The organism is Nocardia sp. NPDC004722 (assembly GCF_053601505.1).
Window position 1 is genome coordinate 13650 of the sequence record NZ_JBSGBY010000025.1, and the last position, 16288, is coordinate 29937.

Sequence of the window (16288 nt, forward strand, 5' to 3'; positions counted from 1 at the left end):
CATGGGCAAACAAGATTTCGCTGTGATCGTCATCGGCTGCGGACCGGTGGGCAAGGTGCTGGCCTTGCGGATCGCGTCCGCCGGATTCCGCGTCGCGTTGGTGGACAAGCGCGCCGATGCCTATCGGCTACCGCGTGCGGTCACCCACGATGCCGAGATCGCCCGCATTCTGCAGGCGATAGGGATGGCGCCCGGCGCGATCTCCGACGTGACCCAGCCCTACGACGGAATCTATCGGTGGGAGAACGCGAATCAAGACCTGCTGCTCGAGGTGGATTGGGCCGGTTCCGGCGAATCCGGTTGGTACAATACCTATTTCTTTCATCAGCCCGCACTCGAGGATCGGTTGGACGAGCGACTGCGATTGCTGCCCAATGTTGTTGTCCTGCGTGGTTGGGAATACACCGGCCACACCGACGTCGGAGACGGCGTCGCGGTCACCGTCCGGCGAGGGCGAGAGACGCTCGAACTCGGCGCGCGTTATCTGATCGGTGCGGACGGGGCCGCCAGTCGTGTCCGCGCCGCGATCGGTGCGGATTGGCGTGACAACCAATACTTTTCGGATTGGCTGGTGGTGGACGTCGTTCCCGGCGCGGACGCGCCGCCGCTGACCGCGGCACGCCAGATCTGTGACCCGGCTCGCCCGCACACCATGGTTCCCGGTGGGCCCGGCCGCCGACGATGGGAGTTCATGCGTCTGCCGGGGGAGCAAGTCGCCGAGATCGACCGGCCGGAGTTCGCGTGGGCGCTACTGTCCCAGCACGGCTTCACGCCCGAGAACTCGGTCCTCGAACGACACACCACCTACCGCTTTCAAGCCGGGTGGGCCACTACCTGGCGCAGCGGCCGAGCATTGATCGCCGGCGACGCCGCCCACCTGATGCCGCCGTTCGCGGGACAAGGTATGTGCACGGGCTTGCGGGACGCGATGAACCTGAGCTGGAAGCTGCGCGCGGTCCTGTCCGGTGTGGCGAACGACGAGGTGTTGGACACCTATGCGGCCGAACGGATCCCGCACACGGCGGCGACCGTCGAGTTCTCCGTCCGGCTCGGAAAACTCATCTGTGTCACCGATCCCGCGGACGCACGCCGACGGGACGAACGAATGCTCGTCGACCGGGCGCGACGTCCGGCGCCCGTGTCGCCGCCGCGACCGCGGTTGGGTCCGGGAATACACCACGGCGCGCATGGCGGCACCCTGTCGATCCAGGGTTTCGTGCGTGACGGCCAACGTGCGGCGCGCAGACTCGACGATGTGCTCGGTGGCCCCGGTGCGCTGCTCGTTCGTGACGGTCGGCTGCTGGCCGGCCTGACCGACCTAGACTTCCGCCGACTGTCGGCGGCGGGCATCCGGCCGTGCGTTCTCGATGGTGGGGGGTACGTCGACCCGTGTCGGAATATCCCGCGGCTCAGCGATATCAACGGTGGCTATCGAACCTGGTTTCGGACGCTGACCGCCGAGGCGGTGCTGATCCGGCCGGATTTCTATGTCTACGACACGGCAGCCGGCGAGACCGGCGTCCGGCTGATGGTGCGGCAATTTCTGGCTGTGCTGGAGGGGGCGCGGGTGGCGCTGTGAGCCGACCGGCGCTATCGGACGGTCCGCAGCGCGTCGACGAACTCGGATCGCCGCATTCGGAATTTGTTCGCAGCGGCGACAATGGAAATCGCCTGGACCGTTCCGCCGGGCCCGTGAACCGTGGTCGCTACAGCGCTTATTCCGAGGTCGTGTTCCTCGTTGTCGAATGCGATTCCCGCACATCGAACGCGATCGATTTCCTCGATCAATTCATCGATGTTCGTGACCGTATGGGGAGTGAATTTCTCCAGCCGATCCGGCAACAGTGCGCGGATTTCGGAATCCGGCAACTCCGCCAACAGGATCTTGCCGATGCTGCTGGCGTGCGGGGCGAACGGTCGGCCTATCCGGGTGACCGCCCGCAGCCGCCTGGGAGCTGCGACCTGGTCGACCACAACGACGTCCCGGCCGGTGAATACGGCCAGGTCGACGCACTCGCGGACGGTATCGGCCAGGTTGACCACAAGGTGTCGCATCGGTGCCACCAATTGCTGCTGGCTGCCCAAGGCCATGGCCAGTATGCCCGGCCCGATCCGATATCCGTCAGGAGCCGCGGCGATCACATATCGGCGTGCTACCAGAGTCTGGACAATTCGGTGGACCGACGAACGGGGCACTCCGGTGGCGGCCGATATTTCCCGAATTGTCAAGCGGCGACGTGAATCCGCCAACGCCTCGATAACGGTCATGGTCCGGTCCAGCGTGTCCATGCCATCGAGCCTATCGAAACTTCTCGAATAAAGGATACTCACAATGAAACTGGTTGGAATTCGGGGCGCATCGGGAGCGGCCGAAGTCGCAATTGTCGACAGGGCGAAGCTGACTCCACTGTGCTCGGTCGCGGAATTCTGGACGGACCCGCGCGGGATCGTTGCTCGGCCCGCCCGGGAAGCGCGGGTGCCCGTGGAACTGGCTGCCGCGCACCTGGTTCCGATCGTTCCGTCCTCGGCGCGGATTATCTGTGTGGGTCTCAACTATCGGGCACACGCCGGTGAGGGCGGCTTCGAAGTACCCGATTTCCCAACGATTTTCGGTCGATGGACAGCATCCCTGAGCGTCGGTGACGCGCCGGTCCGGGTACCGGCGGGGGAGCCGGGACTGGACTGGGAGGGCGAGGTAGCCGCGTATATCGGCGCGGAATTCGCCGGAGGCGACGCGGACGCGGCCCGCGCGGCGGTTTTCGGGTACTCCACCTTCAATGACCTCACCGCCCGGCGTGCCCAGAAGCTCACCTCTCAGTGGACCCTCGGCAAGAACGTCGACGGCAGCGGGCCGCTCGGTCCGCTCGTCACCGCCGACGAGGTCGGCGATCTGCGTGACGGATTGCGTGTCCGCACCCGCGTCAATGGTGAGGTGATGCAGGACGCGAGCACCGCTGCGATGATCTTCGATGTCGGACAGTTGATTTCACACCTCTCGACGGTGTTCGCGCTGCACCCTGGCGATGTGATCGCTACCGGCACACCGGAGGGCGTCGGCTATGTGCGCACGCCACCGCGCTTGCTCGGGGACGGGGACGTGGTCGAGGTGGATATCGAGCGGCTCGGCGTGCTGCGCACCCCGGTGCTCGGCGCGGACAGCTAGGACGCCGGAGGAATGCCAATGCGCGCAATGGATTTGCACGAAGATCAGCAGACCGCCGGTCGGCTTCTGGTCACGGCCATGGGATTGCTCGATACGTTCGACCCGGCCCAGCGCGTCGAGGCGGTGATCGCCGACTTCGACGATCCGCGCCGGCTGGACTGGGACATCATCCCGAGGCCCGATCGCACGGGAATACCGCTGCACCGCCTGGACCGGCACCAGAAAGTGCTGGTGTGGGATCTGATTCGCCAGACGGTGCCATTGCGAGCGTTCACCAAGATCCTGGCGATCACCCAGCTCGAACACGTGCTGCGCGATCACGAGCACGAATTCCTCGGGCCCGCGCTGCAGACCTGGCGGACGTCGGATTCCTACTTCCTGACCTTCTTCGGCAGACCGGGCTTCGAGGACACGTGGACACTGCGCTTCCTGGGCCATCACGTCTGCGTCAACGTGACCGTCGTCGACGAGCGCTGGATCGCCGCCACCCCGATGGCCCTGGGCGCGCAACCCACGCTCGACGCCGGGGTGCTGGCACCCCTGGCCGAGGACGAGGGGCTGGGTTTCGCGCTGTTGTCCGAACTCGACGGCGCTCAGCGGGAACGTGCGGTGATCCACGCGGTAGCGCCACCCGACTTCGTGACCAGACAGGTCCCGCACGTCGGCGCCTACGAATACCCCGACCACTACGACCTGGGGATGCCCGGATACTCCATCAGCGAGGCAGATCGGGCGGCATTGAAATTCACTCGTGCCGCACCGTCGGGAATCAGTGGGGCCGAGCTGACCGCCTCGCAGCGGTCGATCCTGTGGCAGCTGGTCGACTGCTATCTGGACCGCCTGCCACCCGTCTCGGGTGAACGCCAACGAGACGCGCTGCGGGAGGCCGGAATCGACCGAATTCACTTCGCCTGGGCCGGTGCGTCGAATCCGGGCTCGCCGCACTACTTCCGGGTGCACACGGACCGCTACCTCATCGAAGCGGTGAACGCCGTCGGCGGCGGCAACCATCTGCACAGCGTGTTACGCGACCTCGACAACGATTTCGGGCGCGCGTTGCTTGCCGCACCGGGCCGGGATCGCGACCGGGGTGCCGAACACCTGCGAACCCGTCGCGTGTCGAGTGCGGAACCGGCAACCGATCCGGACACTAAGATGAGTCCGGATCGCGACAATCCGCGGTCCTCGTGAACGAGAAGCCAGTGGAGGGCAGGTGCCGGAGCAAACCACCAAGCGTGGAAAGAACGCTCCACGAATGGCACCGGAGCAACGTCAACAGCAAATCCTCGACTCGACGCTGCGCCTGGTGCTGCGCGACGGGTACGGGGCGGCGACGATGCAGGCCATCGCGCGGGAGGCCGGCGTCACGCGCCCGGTGGTCTACGAGTTCTACCCCGATCGAGACGAGCTGCTGCTCGATCTGATCAGCAGGGAAGCCGAGAAGGCGCTGTCGGTGGCGGTGGGGCTGATGCCAGGGGTGCTGTCGGGGCAGAATCTCGAGCCGCTCATCGAGCAATCGCTCACCAGCTTCCTCACAGTGGTGTCGGAATCTCCCGACACCTGGCGGCTGATCTTCATGCCCCCGGCGGGCGCGCCCGAAACCCTGCGCTCATTTCTGGAGACCAGTCGGACGGCCGTGCTCGAACAGATCCGTACGAACTTCTCGCTGCTGCCTCCACCGCTGGGAGGCGGCGACGGGGATGCCGAATTGCTGGCGCTGATCGCGCTCGCGGGCAGCGAGGCCGCCGCACGTGCGATGCTGGCGGACCCGGATCGGTTTCCAGCGCAGCGGTTTTCGGCGGCGGTAGCGTGGCTGATGGATCAGATCGAAATCGAGTGGTCGGCATGACGACGCCCAGAATCGAGAACGGCGGACCGCGGCTTCGGTCGGTCGGACGCCGCGTCACGCCGGAGCGGCTCGCGCGCATCGCCGATGTCGCGCTCGATGTCGCGGTCGAATCCGGCTTCGCCGCAGTCACCATGCAAACCGTCGCCAAACGCGCCGACTATGTGCGACCGGTGGTCTACGACTGCTACGGGACGCCCGAGAACATTCTGCTGACGGTGCTCGAGCGGGAAAAGTCGCTGCTGACAGACCAACTCGATCAGGCGGTCGCGATGGCCGAGGGGGATCCGACCCGCTGGCTGCTGTCGTATGCCGAGGTGATCGTCGCGAACCCGCGCTCGTGGCGGCTTTTCACGCAGCCGACCGAGGGGGCTGACGAGTCGGTCCGCGCGAGTGTGGCCGAATTCAGGGAACACCTGCGCCGCGGGCTCGAGAGCTGGGTGTCGGAACTGACCGCGAACCGCGCGACTCCCGCCGATTCCGAAGCGCTCTCGGTATTGGTCCTCGGGGCCATCGACGCTGTCGGGATCCGCATGGCCGGTGAGCCCGGTGATTTCGACACCGCGCGAATCGAGTCGTTCGTACGCTCGCTCGCGAGCCGACTGCGCTCGATCCCGCGCGACCGCCAGGGGCTGTCCTGACCTGGAAGTGCCGCTCGGCCGGTGCGATCGACTGCTTCGCGCACCGGCCGAAAACGGTTCAGTGCAGCGGAGATTCGTAGAGGCCGATCGGCGTGACGCCGTAATCGTAGTCGTCGAGATCGAAGGTCTTGCTCGCCAGCCACAAGGCGGCGCCCGAGACCGGTCGCACGAACGGCGCATCGCCGCGATGATCGAAGTAGTAGCTGTTGGCGTTCGCGCAGCTGGGTTGTGCGAACACAGTGTGCTGGACCTTCTTGTACATGTCGGCCATGTAGTTGTCCATGGCAGCCTGTTTCACCGCGACGCGGTAGGCGCCGCGCTGCCGCGCTTCGTTGAGGCAGCGCAGAATATGGGTGCAACCGGATTCGATGACGCTGAACCAAGAACTGCCCGCGACCGACCATGCGCCGTTCATCAGCCAGAAGTTGGGGGCCAGGGGAGTCGAGATGCCCTCATAGTTCTGGTATCGGTTCTCGTACCAGTACGAGCCCAGCTCGACGCCGCTCAGTCCGTGGACCGGGAACGCCGGAATGCCGCCGCGGTCCAGGGTCTTGAATCCGGTTGCCAGGATCAGGGTGTCGAGGGGATGCAGGGTTTCGACGGATTCGCCGGTCCGCGAGTCGGTGGTGACAGTGACGATCCCGTCCTTCGTGATGTGGTCGATGCGGTCGGTGACCAGGTCGACGTTGGGCCGGTTGAAGGTCGGCAGATACGTACTCGAGAACGACGGTCGTTTGCAGCCGAAGGCATAGGCCGGTGTCAGTTTCTCCCGTGTTTCGGGATCCTTTACCTGGTTCTCCAAGTGCTGCAAGCACATTCGCTCCATGTACCGAACCAGGAACGGAAGCCTGGTGTGGTATACCGCCCCAGCGGTCATGATGAACTCGGCAACGGAAGTGGTGCCGGCGCGCAACACACGCTGCGTCGGGGGAGCCCAGCGGAACAGTCGCCTGGCCCAAGCCGGGATGTTCGAGTTCGGCTTCGGGATGACCCAGATGGGTGTGCGCTGATAGACATCCAAATGTGCTGCGCGCGGTCCGATCTGCGGCGTGACCTGCAGGCTCGAGGCCCCGGTGCCGATGATTCCGACGCGGGCTCCGTCGATCCGGACCGAGTCGTCCCAGCGGGCGGTATGCATGATCTCGCCCCCGAACTCGTCGATTCCCTTGATATCCGGGTATTTCAGGCTGTCGAGCGGGCCGACCGCGCCGACCAGGAACCGCGTCCGTACCACGCCTTTGTCGGTATTGACTCGCCAAATGCACTCGGCCTCATCGAATTCGGCCGACTGGACCGTCGTATTCAGCCTCAGGTGCTCGGCCAAGCCGTATTTCGCGGTGCAATGCTCGGCGTAGTCGCGCAGCTCCTGGCCCGGGGCGAACAACTGTGACCAGTTGGGGTTCGGCTCGAACGAGTAGGAGTAGGTCGTGCTCGGGATATCCACGGCTATACCGGGATAGACGTTGTGGCGCCACACCCCACCCACACCGTCGGCGGCGTCCACGATCGCAAAGTTGTGAAAGCCCGCCCGTTTCAGGTGGATCCCCAGTCCAATGCCGGAAAACCCTGCACCCACCACCACGATCTCGTGATCCACCGGCGCGAGGGCGGGATGCGTCTCCGTTGCCGACGGCGAACTCTTGCGCTTGCGTGGCGTGCGGGTTCTACGGGTGTCTTCCAGCGTCATTGCTTTACATCCTCTGTTTGCATCGGCCACTCGGGCCCGGTACTTCGACTTTACATATTAGTACCTACACAGTTGTACAAGCCAGGGGTGGTAGTCATCGCGCAGGTGGAAAGCTGTCCCAGAACCCGGGACAAGGGCCTGGGCGGCACCGGTCGGCGAGCCCTACCGTGGCCGGCATGGCCGATGCAGTCCACCCTGAGACCGACAACCAGTCCACCCTCGCCAACGGCGACCGATACCGGCAAATAGTCGACTCCTACTTCGATCGCCTGGCTGCGGCGGCGAGCACACCCGTGGGCGCCACCGCCGACGGTGAGGCGGCCACCGCCGGCCGAGAAGCCTTCCGGCGACTGGGGCACGTGTTCGCCACTCATTACGAGGTGGCAGTCGATTCCGCGAACTACGCCGAGGAACTGTCGGCCGAGGATCGCGAACGATTCCGAATCGCGTTCGGCGGACTGATGCTCGACCTGCTCGAGAGCGTCGACACCGCACAGGCGGGACGCACTGTCACCGCACTGTCGGTGGGCACCAACGCCCTTCGCGACGACATCAGCCTCTTCCGGCCGACCTTCGACGACCTGATCGACCGATACCTCACGACCGGTCGATACCACGAGAGCCACGAGGCTTTCGTGACGACATCGCTGCTACTGGAGCAGTGGCTGTACGCGATGGCGGACGCCACCACCACCCACCACGACGTCCTCGACGACGCGGTGTCCTCCAACACCCGAATCCTCGCCAACTTCGGCCGTGGCCTTGCCTACTACGCGGAAAGGATTGCCCAGCTCCCGGAATCGTCCTACCACAACGTCGGTCGCGTGATGCACGAGCAAGCCGAACCGCAACAGCTCGGCCGCATCGTCACGGCCCTGCTTGCCATGCACAACCGAGTAGCCGCAGCCGACCCCACGGCGCAGCCGGAAGCCTACGGCCGCTTCCTCTCCACCGTCGACCCGGACCAGGTCCGCACCGCGATCACCACCACCGCCGCCGCCATCCGCACCGGGCTGCACTCCAACCCCCAACTCGCACGAGTCCTCATCCGCTCACTCGCGGAAATATCGTGGGCTGCGCTGAAATCCGCCTCCGATCTCTTGTTCGTCCGACGCCGCCATTGACCGGACGGGGCGCAGGCGGGCCCGGCGGTTCCGCTCAAATTGGCAACGGATTTGGCAACCGGACGCAGCGGAACCCCACGAAACGGGTGGAATCACCTAGACGGTACGGACGTATGGCGTCCCCTGTGACCAGCGGAAACGGGATCACCCGGTACTCGCAGGGACCGTGCGGGACGTGTCCTTGTTGGCTCATAACCCAGAGGTCGCAGGTTCAAATCCTGTCCCCGCTACCATTGGGGGCGGTCCTGACCGGTAGGTTTCAGGGCCGCCCTCAACTTTTATCGAGGTTTCTGGCAACGAATTTGGCAACCGTCCGGTATGTCGATGCCGAACGGCGCGCCTAATACTGCGAAATCTATTGCCACCTGGTGCGTTCGGGCGGACAACGCGGGACATATGGGACGGTTGCGATCGTTGGGGTGCCAGCCCATTGGTCCCGGACGGTTGCCCAAGTTGAGTTTCGTTGACGTCCATGATTTCTCGGGTCCGGTCGGCAGCTCCCCGGTAGTCTCGCAAGGTCGGCGGGGTTGCCGGTGCTGAGACTGGCTTACTGGCACTGCTTCAGGTGGGCCGCTCTGGGTGTCTCCCTACACAAGCCGCTTCTGAGGCTGAATCGCGTCGGCTTCGATGAGCTCCACTGACTGTCGTTCGAACTGCGACAGCCAGCGAACGAGTCCCGATGATTCGTCGCGGTGTGGGTTCGTTTCGCCGGAGCTGCACGGACAGCATCCACAACAAGCTGGACCCGCCGTGAGCTGCAGATTTCAGCCGATCTGCCGGTACCGCGGCGGATCTATCCGCTGTCCCCGGGTTGATCCGGGTGAGGCGGGCTGTGGCTGGCTTCGGCGACGTCTGAAGGATCACCAGGTGGGTGTATAGCCGCCGTCGATGCGCAGATCTGCACCAGTCGTGTTGGCGCTGCGGCTGCTTGCGAGCAGGAGGACCGCGTCGGCGATTTCACGTGGTTGGGAGAACCGCCCGGTCGTGGTGGCCGCTGCTGCGGCGGCTCTGATGGCGTCCGGTGACACGCCCGCCCCCTTGCCGGCTACATCCGCGACGCCGCCGGGGGCCAGCCACAAGTCTGTCTCGACCGGGCCGGGGCTGACCGTGTTGACGCGAATGCCTTTGGGACCGAATTCCTTCGAGAGGGCTTTGGAGAAGGCGGCCAGGGCGGCCTTGGCGGCGCTGTAGTCGATGACCAGTGGGTCCGGCAGTGCGGAATTCACCGAGGCGATGTTCACGATGGCGCCGCTGCCTCGGGTGATCATGGTGGGCAGGACGGTCCTGGTCATGCGCACGGCGGCCATCAGGTTGAGGTCGAGGGTCGTGTGCCAGTGCTCATCGGTGACGTTGAGGAAGCCGTCCGGCCTCGCCGGCGCGCTACCGACGTTGTTGACAAGAATGTCGATCCGATCTCCGGCGGCCCGGGCGAGCTCGGCAATCCCGGACGCGGAGGCCAGATCGACTGCGACCCATCGCACGCCGCCCTCGGCGACCAGCTTGTCGAGGGCGGCGGAGGATGACCGAGCGCCGGCGACGACATGCGCACCCTCGGCGGCCAGCGCTTCGACGATGGCCAGGCCGATGCCGCGGCTCGCTCCGGTGACGATAGCGGTCTGCCCGCGTAACTCGAGATCCATGACGAGTACTCCTTTCGTTCTGCTCTACAAGCCTTGTCCGGCAAGCCATTTCACGCAGGAATCGGCGACTTGCCGCCATCCGCTGTCGATGGTCAGCGAATGTCCGCGATCGGCGAACTCGATCAGTTCGGTGACCGCCCCGGTGTGCCGATACTGCTTCAACGTGGATTCGGTGATGACTTCCGGCACGGTATGGTCTTTGCCGCCCGCGATCAGGAGCAGCGGACCACGCGATTCGTTGTCGGTATCGATCTCGGCCGGCGAGTGCGGCGTGAAGTTCGCGGCCGCCGCCTCGAACAGTGGCTTGCCGGGTGCCGGGATGGCCCATCGCTCGTACAGTGCGTCGGATTCCTCGGCCGTAATCGCATTGCCGAACCCGTAGCGGAACTGGTCCGCGGACAGCATCACGGACCGATGCTTGTTGGCGGGGTTCTTGAACACCGGCAGCGTCGAGTGCAGTGCCGAAAGCGGCAGGGGTAGGACGCCTTTGATCTGCGCGGCGTCGATGCCAATCGCCGCGGCGGCCTTGTTCTGGCCGAGCAGCTTCTGAGCGATCAGCCCGCCGAACGAATGGCCGATCACGATCGGCGGGGTCGGCAAGGTGTCGATGACCGACGAGTAGTGGGCCACCACATCGTCGATGCCGTGGTCGGCGACACTGTCCGGGTGCGCGCGGGTCAGCTCGACCGTAGGTGCCACGCCGGGCCAGCCGGGAGCAATGGGGCGATAGCCGAGTTCGGTGAAGAGCTCCACCCACGGTGCCCAGGAGCCGGGATGCAACCAGAGGCCGTGGATGAAGACAACGGGCCGCTCAGGGGAGTTCATGATCGTCTTCTTTCGTCGGGGAACGCGATACCGGAATGGTGTCGTGGCCACGGCAATCCCCGCTTCGGTCAATCGACTGCGCGTCGCCGGTGTGATGACTGCGAGTGCCGTCGCGGGCGGTCGGCAGTCAGATGACTCAAGCCCGGCGGTGTCGCCCCGACCTAGCTTCGGATCGTCGATCGCGCGAACGGGTGCGGATCGACTCCGGGAAAGGAAGCACAATGCGTATGAAAAACAGTTGGCGGCGCCCCCTGCTGATGCTTGCCGTCACCCTTGCCGCGGTGACACCCACGGTCGCTGTCGACACGTGGATTCCACGGTCGGCCGCCGATGTGCCCGCGAATGTCTCGGCTCGACCGACGATCGTGCTGGTCCACGGCGCGTTCGCCGACACCACTGGCTGGGATGCGGACATTGCTGCATTTCAGCGCCTCGGCTACGACGCGGTCGCCGTCGCGAACCCTTTGCGCGGCTTGGCAAGTGACGCCGACTACGTCCGCTCGGTATTGCGTACCATTCCCGGGCCGATCGTGCTGGTCGGACACTCCTATGGTGGGGCCGTCATCACCAATGCCGCTCGTGGCCTTCCGGCAGTGAAAGCGTTGGTATACGTCGGCGCGTTCCTTCCCGTCGCGGGCGAGAGCATCACCACCGCTGTGGATCCGATCAGGTTTCCCGGCGCGCTCCTGGGTCCGGCCACTATCGATATCCGGCCGCGGCTCGACATCCTCAACGCCGATGTCTACATCAAGACCGAGGACTTCCCTGCCGTGTTCGCCGGCGACGTCGCTGCCGACGAGGCCGCCAGGATGGCGGCCACCCAGCATCCGCTCGCGCTGACAGCGCAACTCGAGCCCTCCGGCGATCCGGCCTGGGCCACGGTGCCGAGCTGGGATCTGATCACTCTCGACGACAAGGCCATTCCGCCTGCGGGCCAGTGGTTCATGGCGCAACGGGCGGGCTCTCACATCGAGACCGTGCACTCCTCGCACGCGGTGATGGTCGCGCATCCGGATGCAGTCGTCGGCATCGTTCTCGATGCCATCGATGGCATTGGCTAACCGAACCGAAAGGCGGACAACGATGAACCGGGTACCTGATGCGGCCCTGATTCTGGTGCCGGGCGGCACCTTGCTCACCGCGACAGCCGAAGAGGGCCGTGCGCTTGCTATCGCGATGGCGCGCAATACCGTTCACACCATCCAGACCGATCTCGACATTCTGGAATCGGGTCGAGCGCGTTACGCGAACGACCCCAACGGCCTGATTGCCGCCGGCCACGTGGTCGCCGTCGAATTCGCCACCATCGCCGCGGCCAACAACTACTGGCGCTGACGCGGTCGAACACCCCGAATCGAAACCATCCAAGGAACGATGACATGGCTACTATCACCGCGCCCCCGCGCTACAGCGACTTTCACACCATGCCGATCGGCGGTGACTACCGGACCGGCGTGTCCGGGGAAGTCCTCACGGATCTGAATCCGTGGTCCGGAGAGGTTCTGCTCGAGATACCTGAGGCCGACGTCCCCGACGTCGAGACGGCCTATGCGGCCGCGGCCTCCGCCCAGATCGCATGGGCCGCAACGACTCCCGAAACCCGCGCCGCCGTCATGCGGGCGGCCGCCGACATCGTGAGCGCCCGCCACGAGGAGCTCGCGGGATGGATGATCGCCGAATCGGGCGGCACACGAGCCAAAGTCGAGATCGAACTCGGCGTCGTGCGAGCCGGCTTCCTGGAGGCGGCCGCGATGCCGCACCACGCGGAGGGGCGGATCATTCCCTCCGACATTCCAGGTAAGGAGAACCGGGTGTATCGACGCCCCGTCGGCGTCGTATGCCTGATCAGCCCATGGGATTTCCCGATGTATCTCACCAATCGGACGCTGGCGCCGGCGCTCGCGCTGGGCAATGCCGTGGTGCTCAAACCGTCGAGCGAGACGCCGGTGACCGGTGGACTGCTGCTGGCCAGAATTCTGGAGGAGGCTGGACTGCCCGCCGGAGTTCTCAATGTGGTGGTGGGCCGGTCTGCGACGATCGGCGATGCGCTGATCTCGCATCCCACGCCGCGGGTGGTGTCGTTCACCGGCTCCACCGAGACCGGCATCGGCATTTCCCGGCGTGCCGGAATCAAACGGCTGCTCCTGGAACTCGGCGGCAACGCACCACTGGTGGTTCTCGACGACGCCGATATCGAATCGGCTGTGGACGCTGCGGTGTTCGGCTCGTTCTACAACTCCGGCCAAATCTGCATGATCGCCAACCGCATCATTGTCGATACCGCGCTGCACGATGAGTTCGTCCATCGGTTCGTCGCACGGACCAGGACGCTCGGGGTCGGTGATCCCTCGGATCCTTCGACCTTCATCGGCCCTCTCATCAGCCGCCGCCAGCTCGACTCGGTCCAGGAGAAGGTTACCCGCGCCCTGTGCGAAGGGGCGCGACCAGTGCTGGGCGGAGCTCCCGTCGGCCCGGCCGGACTCGCGCTGCCGCCACAAATCCTGCTGGGCGGCAACGAGATCGCGACAGCACGTGAGGAGGTCTTCGGTCCGGTCATCACGATCATCGAAGCCGCAGGCGAAGAGCACGCGCTGCGTTTGGCCAACGACACCGAATACGGGCTGTCGAGTGCGGTGCATACCCGAGACCGGGAACGCGGCACTCGATTCGCACTGCGCCTCAACGCCGGCATGACCCACGTCAACGACAGTCCGGTGAACGAGGAGGACAACACCGCCTACGGCGGCGAGAAGCTGTCCGGCTTGGGGCGATTCGGCGGCAGCTGGTCGATGGAGGAATTCACCACCCACCACTGGGTGTCCGTCCAACACGAACCGCGCAAGTACCCATTCTGATCTCAGTGCTCGTCACAGTCGTAGGATCATTCCGCGACAGTGTGCATGGCGTCCCGGTGTTGGGCGGGACGGCGGGTAGATCGGTGAGAGACGAATAGATGCTGGTGGGGCGGAACGCGGAGGTAGCAACCCTGCAAGCGTTGCTCGACGAGGTACGGACCGGCGGCGCGGCAAAGGTTTTCGTCGGTGAGCCGGGTATCGGGAAGACGGCTTTGCTGACCGCGGCCGCCGCGCTGGCCGAAGCGCGCGGAATGCTGGTGTTGTCCGCGCGCGGGGTCGAGACCGAGCAGCACCTGGCCTTCGCCGCGCTCCACGATCTGCTGCGCCCGGTGCTCGACCGTATCGACACGCTCTCACCGGGCCATCGGGACGCACTGCTCACCGCGTTCGGACGGGCACGGTCGAATGAGCCGCCCGAACATTTCTTCGTCGCACTGGCCGCGTTGGAACTGATCTGCGAGCTGGCGGCGGATCAGCCCGTGCTGCTGGTGGTCGACGATCTGCATTGGCTCGACGAGGCGAGCCGCCGCGCCGTGGAATTCGTGGCCCGGCGGCTCGCCACCGAACCCGCGATCATGCTGGCCGCGGCTCGTCCCAGCGCCACCGCCGAGTCGGCCACGCTCGATTCGGTGGTGATGCGGCAGGTACTCGAGGAGTTGGACACGGGTGACTCGCTGGCGCTCCTGCGACACAGCACCCCTGACCTGCCGACCGCGGTCGAACGCCGGGTGCTGAACGCCGCGCGAGGCAATCCGCTGGCGCTGATCGAGCTGCCCTCGGTGCTGCGGGAAACCGATCAGGCCGACATGTTCGGGGCACCGAGTGATCCGATTCCCATGTCCGCCCGGCTGGAACGTGCGTTCACCGCCCGACTGGCAGGTTTCGAAGAAGAGCCGCGGCTGCTGGTGCTGCTCGCCGCCGTTAATGACAGCGACAGTATGGCCGAGGTGATGGACGCCGCCGCGATTATGGTCGGCCACCCGCTCTCGCCGACCGACGTCGACGCGATACTCGGTCTCGACATGCTCGTGATCGACGGTCCCGCAATACGATTCCGGCATCCATTGATGCGGTCGGCGGTCGTGCAGTCGGCGGGTGCCTACTGGCGTCGCGCCGCGCACCTGGCCTTGGCCCGCGCTGTCGCCCGCGACCCGGATCGCAGAATCTGGCACCTGGCGTCGGCGTCGGCCGGACCCGACGAAAACGTCGCGGCAGCCCTGGACACTGCGGCCACGCGAGCCCTCGAACGCGGCGCCCCCGCGACGGCGGCGACCTGGCTGGACAAAGCCGCAGAGCTGTCCAACGGTGACGGACCCCGGTCCCGCAGGCTGCTGCGAGCCGGTGAGGTCGCATTCGAGCTAGGTCTTCCCGACACTGTCGCGAGAATGATCGACCGTATCCGGGACCTGACGCTCGATCCCCCCGAGCGGGCTCGCCTGACCGTGCTCGAGAGCGCCTTCGACGATGGCGTGCCCGGAGATGTCGACGCTATGCGCCGACTGATCCGCGCGGCGGCGCACGCCCGCGATGGCGGCGATACCGAACTCGCCGCGAATCTGTTGGCCGGCAGCGTATTGCGGTTCTATTGGGCCGAGCTCGGGGCGGAGGCGCGGGCGGCGGTACTGGCCGTCTCCGATCACCTGCCGCAGCCGTCACGAGATCCGCGCCGACTGGTGATCGACGCGATCACCGATGGTATGCACCGACATCGGTCGGTGCTCGCAGAGCTGGCATGGTGGAGCGAACACGGCAATCCCGATCCGCAGCTGTCCGCCGTGCTCGCCCGGGTGGCCTTCGTGTGCGGCGATTTCGACCGCGCCCTGTCCTTCGTGATGCCCGCCGTCGATGGCCTGCGCCGCCAAGGACGGCTCGCGCTGTTGTGCCAGGTGCTGATTCTGCGCACCTTCGCCGGAATGTATGTGGGGCGTTGGGATCTGACCGAGGCCGCGGCCGACGAGGCGTATCGGCTGGCTGCCGAGACCAGGCAAACGATCTGGCAGGCGTGCGCGGCGTTGGGCAAGGCCAATCTCGCCGCGCTACGCGGCTTGTCCTCCGATTCGGCGGCATTGCTCGCGGAAGTCGAACGGGCAGCCGTTCTTTCGGGCAACGAGGGCCTGCTCAACGGCGTGCAGTTGTCGAAGGGACTGTCCCGGCTCGGTTGTGCCGACCCCGAAGGGGCCTACCAGCAGTTGCGTCGCATGATGGATCCTGCCGATCCGGCCTACCACGCGCTGCAGAGCTACTGGGCCATCGACTATCTCGCCGAGGCCGCCGCGGACGCCGACCGGGTCGAGGACGCGCGCGCGATCGTGGCGCGCATGGAACCGATGCTGGCCCATACTGATTCCCTCGGCGTGCACCGGGCCTACCGTTTCGCCCACGCTTTGCTCGCCCCGGACGACGAAGCCGAAGTACGGTTCGCTCGAGCCTACGAACTCGCCGCCGCGGCCAGCCCGTGGTACCGCGCTCGCCTCGACCTGGCGTACGGAACCTGGTTGCGCCGGCAG

The 16288-nt window shown here is 65.7% G+C and carries 14 protein-coding genes; 10 read left to right on the top strand and 4 right to left on the bottom strand.

Annotation, left to right across the window (positions count from 1 at the left end):
* Position 1 precedes the first annotated feature (1 nt).
* Positions 2 to 1579 (top strand): bifunctional 3-(3-hydroxy-phenyl)propionate/3-hydroxycinnamic acid hydroxylase MhpA, encoded by a 1578-nt coding sequence (gene mhpA / locus ACWELQ_RS05240; protein WP_452395771.1) that lies wholly within the window; start codon positions 2 to 4, stop codon positions 1577 to 1579.
* An 11-nt stretch (positions 1580 to 1590) separates the two neighbouring features.
* Here mhpA and ACWELQ_RS05245 read toward each other — a convergent pair whose 3' ends face one another.
* Positions 1591 to 2289 (bottom strand): IclR family transcriptional regulator, encoded by a 699-nt coding sequence (locus ACWELQ_RS05245; RefSeq protein ID WP_452395772.1) that lies wholly within the window; start codon positions 2287 to 2289, stop codon positions 1591 to 1593.
* Positions 2290 to 2332: 43 nt separating this feature from the next.
* Here ACWELQ_RS05245 and ACWELQ_RS05250 point away from each other — a divergent pair, with 43 nt between their 5' ends.
* From ACWELQ_RS05250 to ACWELQ_RS05265, 4 genes are all read left to right on the top strand, one after another.
* Positions 2333 to 3163: a fumarylacetoacetate hydrolase family protein gene (locus ACWELQ_RS05250; protein ID WP_452395773.1), complete on the top strand. Its 831-nt coding sequence runs from the start codon at positions 2333 to 2335 to the stop codon at positions 3161 to 3163.
* A 27-nt stretch (positions 3164 to 3190) separates the two neighbouring features.
* A complete protein-coding gene (locus tag ACWELQ_RS05255; protein ID WP_452395774.1) occupies positions 3191 to 4354 on the top strand; it encodes a DUF3500 domain-containing protein in 1164 nt (387 codons plus the stop codon).
* A 64-nt stretch (positions 4355 to 4418) separates the two neighbouring features.
* Positions 4419 to 5012 (top strand): TetR/AcrR family transcriptional regulator, encoded by a 594-nt coding sequence (locus ACWELQ_RS05260; protein WP_452395775.1) that lies wholly within the window; start codon positions 4419 to 4421, stop codon positions 5010 to 5012.
* Entirely contained in the window at positions 5009 to 5650 is a 642-nt protein-coding gene (locus tag ACWELQ_RS05265) for a TetR/AcrR family transcriptional regulator (RefSeq protein ID WP_452395776.1), read from the top strand. Before ACWELQ_RS05260 ends, ACWELQ_RS05265 begins: the two co-directional genes overlap by 4 nt.
* A gap of 58 nt (positions 5651 to 5708) precedes the next feature.
* Here ACWELQ_RS05265 and ACWELQ_RS05270 read toward each other — a convergent pair whose 3' ends face one another.
* Positions 5709 to 7337 carry a flavin-containing monooxygenase gene (locus tag ACWELQ_RS05270; protein WP_452395777.1) on the bottom strand — a complete coding sequence of 543 codons (1629 nt, stop codon included), beginning with the start codon at positions 7335 to 7337 and terminating at the stop codon, positions 5709 to 5711.
* A 176-nt stretch (positions 7338 to 7513) separates the two neighbouring features.
* Here ACWELQ_RS05270 and ACWELQ_RS05275 point away from each other — a divergent pair, with 176 nt between their 5' ends.
* Entirely contained in the window at positions 7514 to 8461 is a 948-nt protein-coding gene (locus ACWELQ_RS05275) for a hypothetical protein (protein WP_452395778.1), read from the top strand.
* A gap of 860 nt (positions 8462 to 9321) precedes the next feature.
* Here the strand turns inward: ACWELQ_RS05275 and ACWELQ_RS05280 are convergent.
* The gene (locus ACWELQ_RS05280) at positions 9322 to 10101 is read right to left on the bottom strand and encodes an oxidoreductase (protein ID WP_452395779.1); all 780 of its coding nucleotides are present in this window, start codon (positions 10099 to 10101) and stop codon (positions 9322 to 9324) included.
* A 24-nt stretch (positions 10102 to 10125) separates the two neighbouring features.
* Complete coding sequence (locus ACWELQ_RS05285; RefSeq protein WP_452395780.1) at positions 10126 to 10926, bottom strand: alpha/beta hydrolase; 801 nt, start codon at positions 10924 to 10926, stop codon at positions 10126 to 10128.
* Between the two features lie 221 nt (positions 10927 to 11147).
* Between ACWELQ_RS05285 and ACWELQ_RS05290 the strand changes: the two genes are divergently transcribed.
* The 4 genes from ACWELQ_RS05290 to ACWELQ_RS05305 form a co-directional block, all read left to right on the top strand.
* The gene (locus ACWELQ_RS05290) at positions 11148 to 11987 is read left to right on the top strand and encodes an alpha/beta fold hydrolase (protein ID WP_452395781.1); all 840 of its coding nucleotides are present in this window, start codon (positions 11148 to 11150) and stop codon (positions 11985 to 11987) included.
* A 22-nt stretch (positions 11988 to 12009) separates the two neighbouring features.
* Positions 12010 to 12261 (top strand): hexameric tyrosine-coordinated heme protein, encoded by a 252-nt coding sequence (locus tag ACWELQ_RS05295; RefSeq protein WP_452395782.1) that lies wholly within the window; start codon positions 12010 to 12012, stop codon positions 12259 to 12261.
* A 44-nt stretch (positions 12262 to 12305) separates the two neighbouring features.
* A complete protein-coding gene (locus ACWELQ_RS05300; protein ID WP_452395783.1) occupies positions 12306 to 13781 on the top strand; it encodes an aldehyde dehydrogenase family protein in 1476 nt (491 codons plus the stop codon).
* 98 nt (positions 13782 to 13879) lie between these two features.
* Positions 13880 to 16288, top strand: a 2409-nt coding sequence (locus ACWELQ_RS05305) for a BREX system ATP-binding domain-containing protein (protein ID WP_452395784.1), incomplete at its 3' end; no start/stop codon positions are given.

Excerpts from the sequence above, each read along its gene's own strand:
- ACWELQ_RS05275 (WP_452395778.1), top strand. The coding sequence starts at position 7,514 with ATGGCCGATGCAGTCCACCCTGAGACCGACAACCAGTCCACCCTCGCC.
- ACWELQ_RS05265 (WP_452395776.1), top strand. The coding sequence starts at position 5,009 with ATGACGACGCCCAGAATCGAGAACGGCGGACCGCGGCTTCGGTCGGTC.
- ACWELQ_RS05270 (WP_452395777.1), bottom strand. The coding sequence starts at position 7,337 with ATGACGCTGGAAGACACCCGTAGAACCCGCACGCCACGCAAGCGCAAG.
- ACWELQ_RS05285 (WP_452395780.1), bottom strand. The coding sequence starts at position 10,926 with ATGAACTCCCCTGAGCGGCCCGTTGTCTTCATCCACGGCCTCTGGTTG.
- ACWELQ_RS05290 (WP_452395781.1), top strand. The coding sequence starts at position 11,148 with ATGCGTATGAAAAACAGTTGGCGGCGCCCCCTGCTGATGCTTGCCGTC.
- ACWELQ_RS05280 (WP_452395779.1), bottom strand. The coding sequence starts at position 10,101 with ATGGATCTCGAGTTACGCGGGCAGACCGCTATCGTCACCGGAGCGAGC.
- ACWELQ_RS05260 (WP_452395775.1), top strand. The coding sequence starts at position 4,419 with ATGGCACCGGAGCAACGTCAACAGCAAATCCTCGACTCGACGCTGCGC.
- ACWELQ_RS05295 (WP_452395782.1), top strand. The coding sequence starts at position 12,010 with ATGAACCGGGTACCTGATGCGGCCCTGATTCTGGTGCCGGGCGGCACC.
- ACWELQ_RS05255 (WP_452395774.1), top strand. The coding sequence starts at position 3,191 with ATGGATTTGCACGAAGATCAGCAGACCGCCGGTCGGCTTCTGGTCACG.
- mhpA (WP_452395771.1), top strand. The coding sequence starts at position 2 with ATGGGCAAACAAGATTTCGCTGTGATCGTCATCGGCTGCGGACCGGTG.
- ACWELQ_RS05245 (WP_452395772.1), bottom strand. The coding sequence starts at position 2,289 with ATGGACACGCTGGACCGGACCATGACCGTTATCGAGGCGTTGGCGGAT.
- ACWELQ_RS05250 (WP_452395773.1), top strand. The coding sequence starts at position 2,333 with ATGAAACTGGTTGGAATTCGGGGCGCATCGGGAGCGGCCGAAGTCGCA.
- ACWELQ_RS05300 (WP_452395783.1), top strand. The coding sequence starts at position 12,306 with ATGGCTACTATCACCGCGCCCCCGCGCTACAGCGACTTTCACACCATG.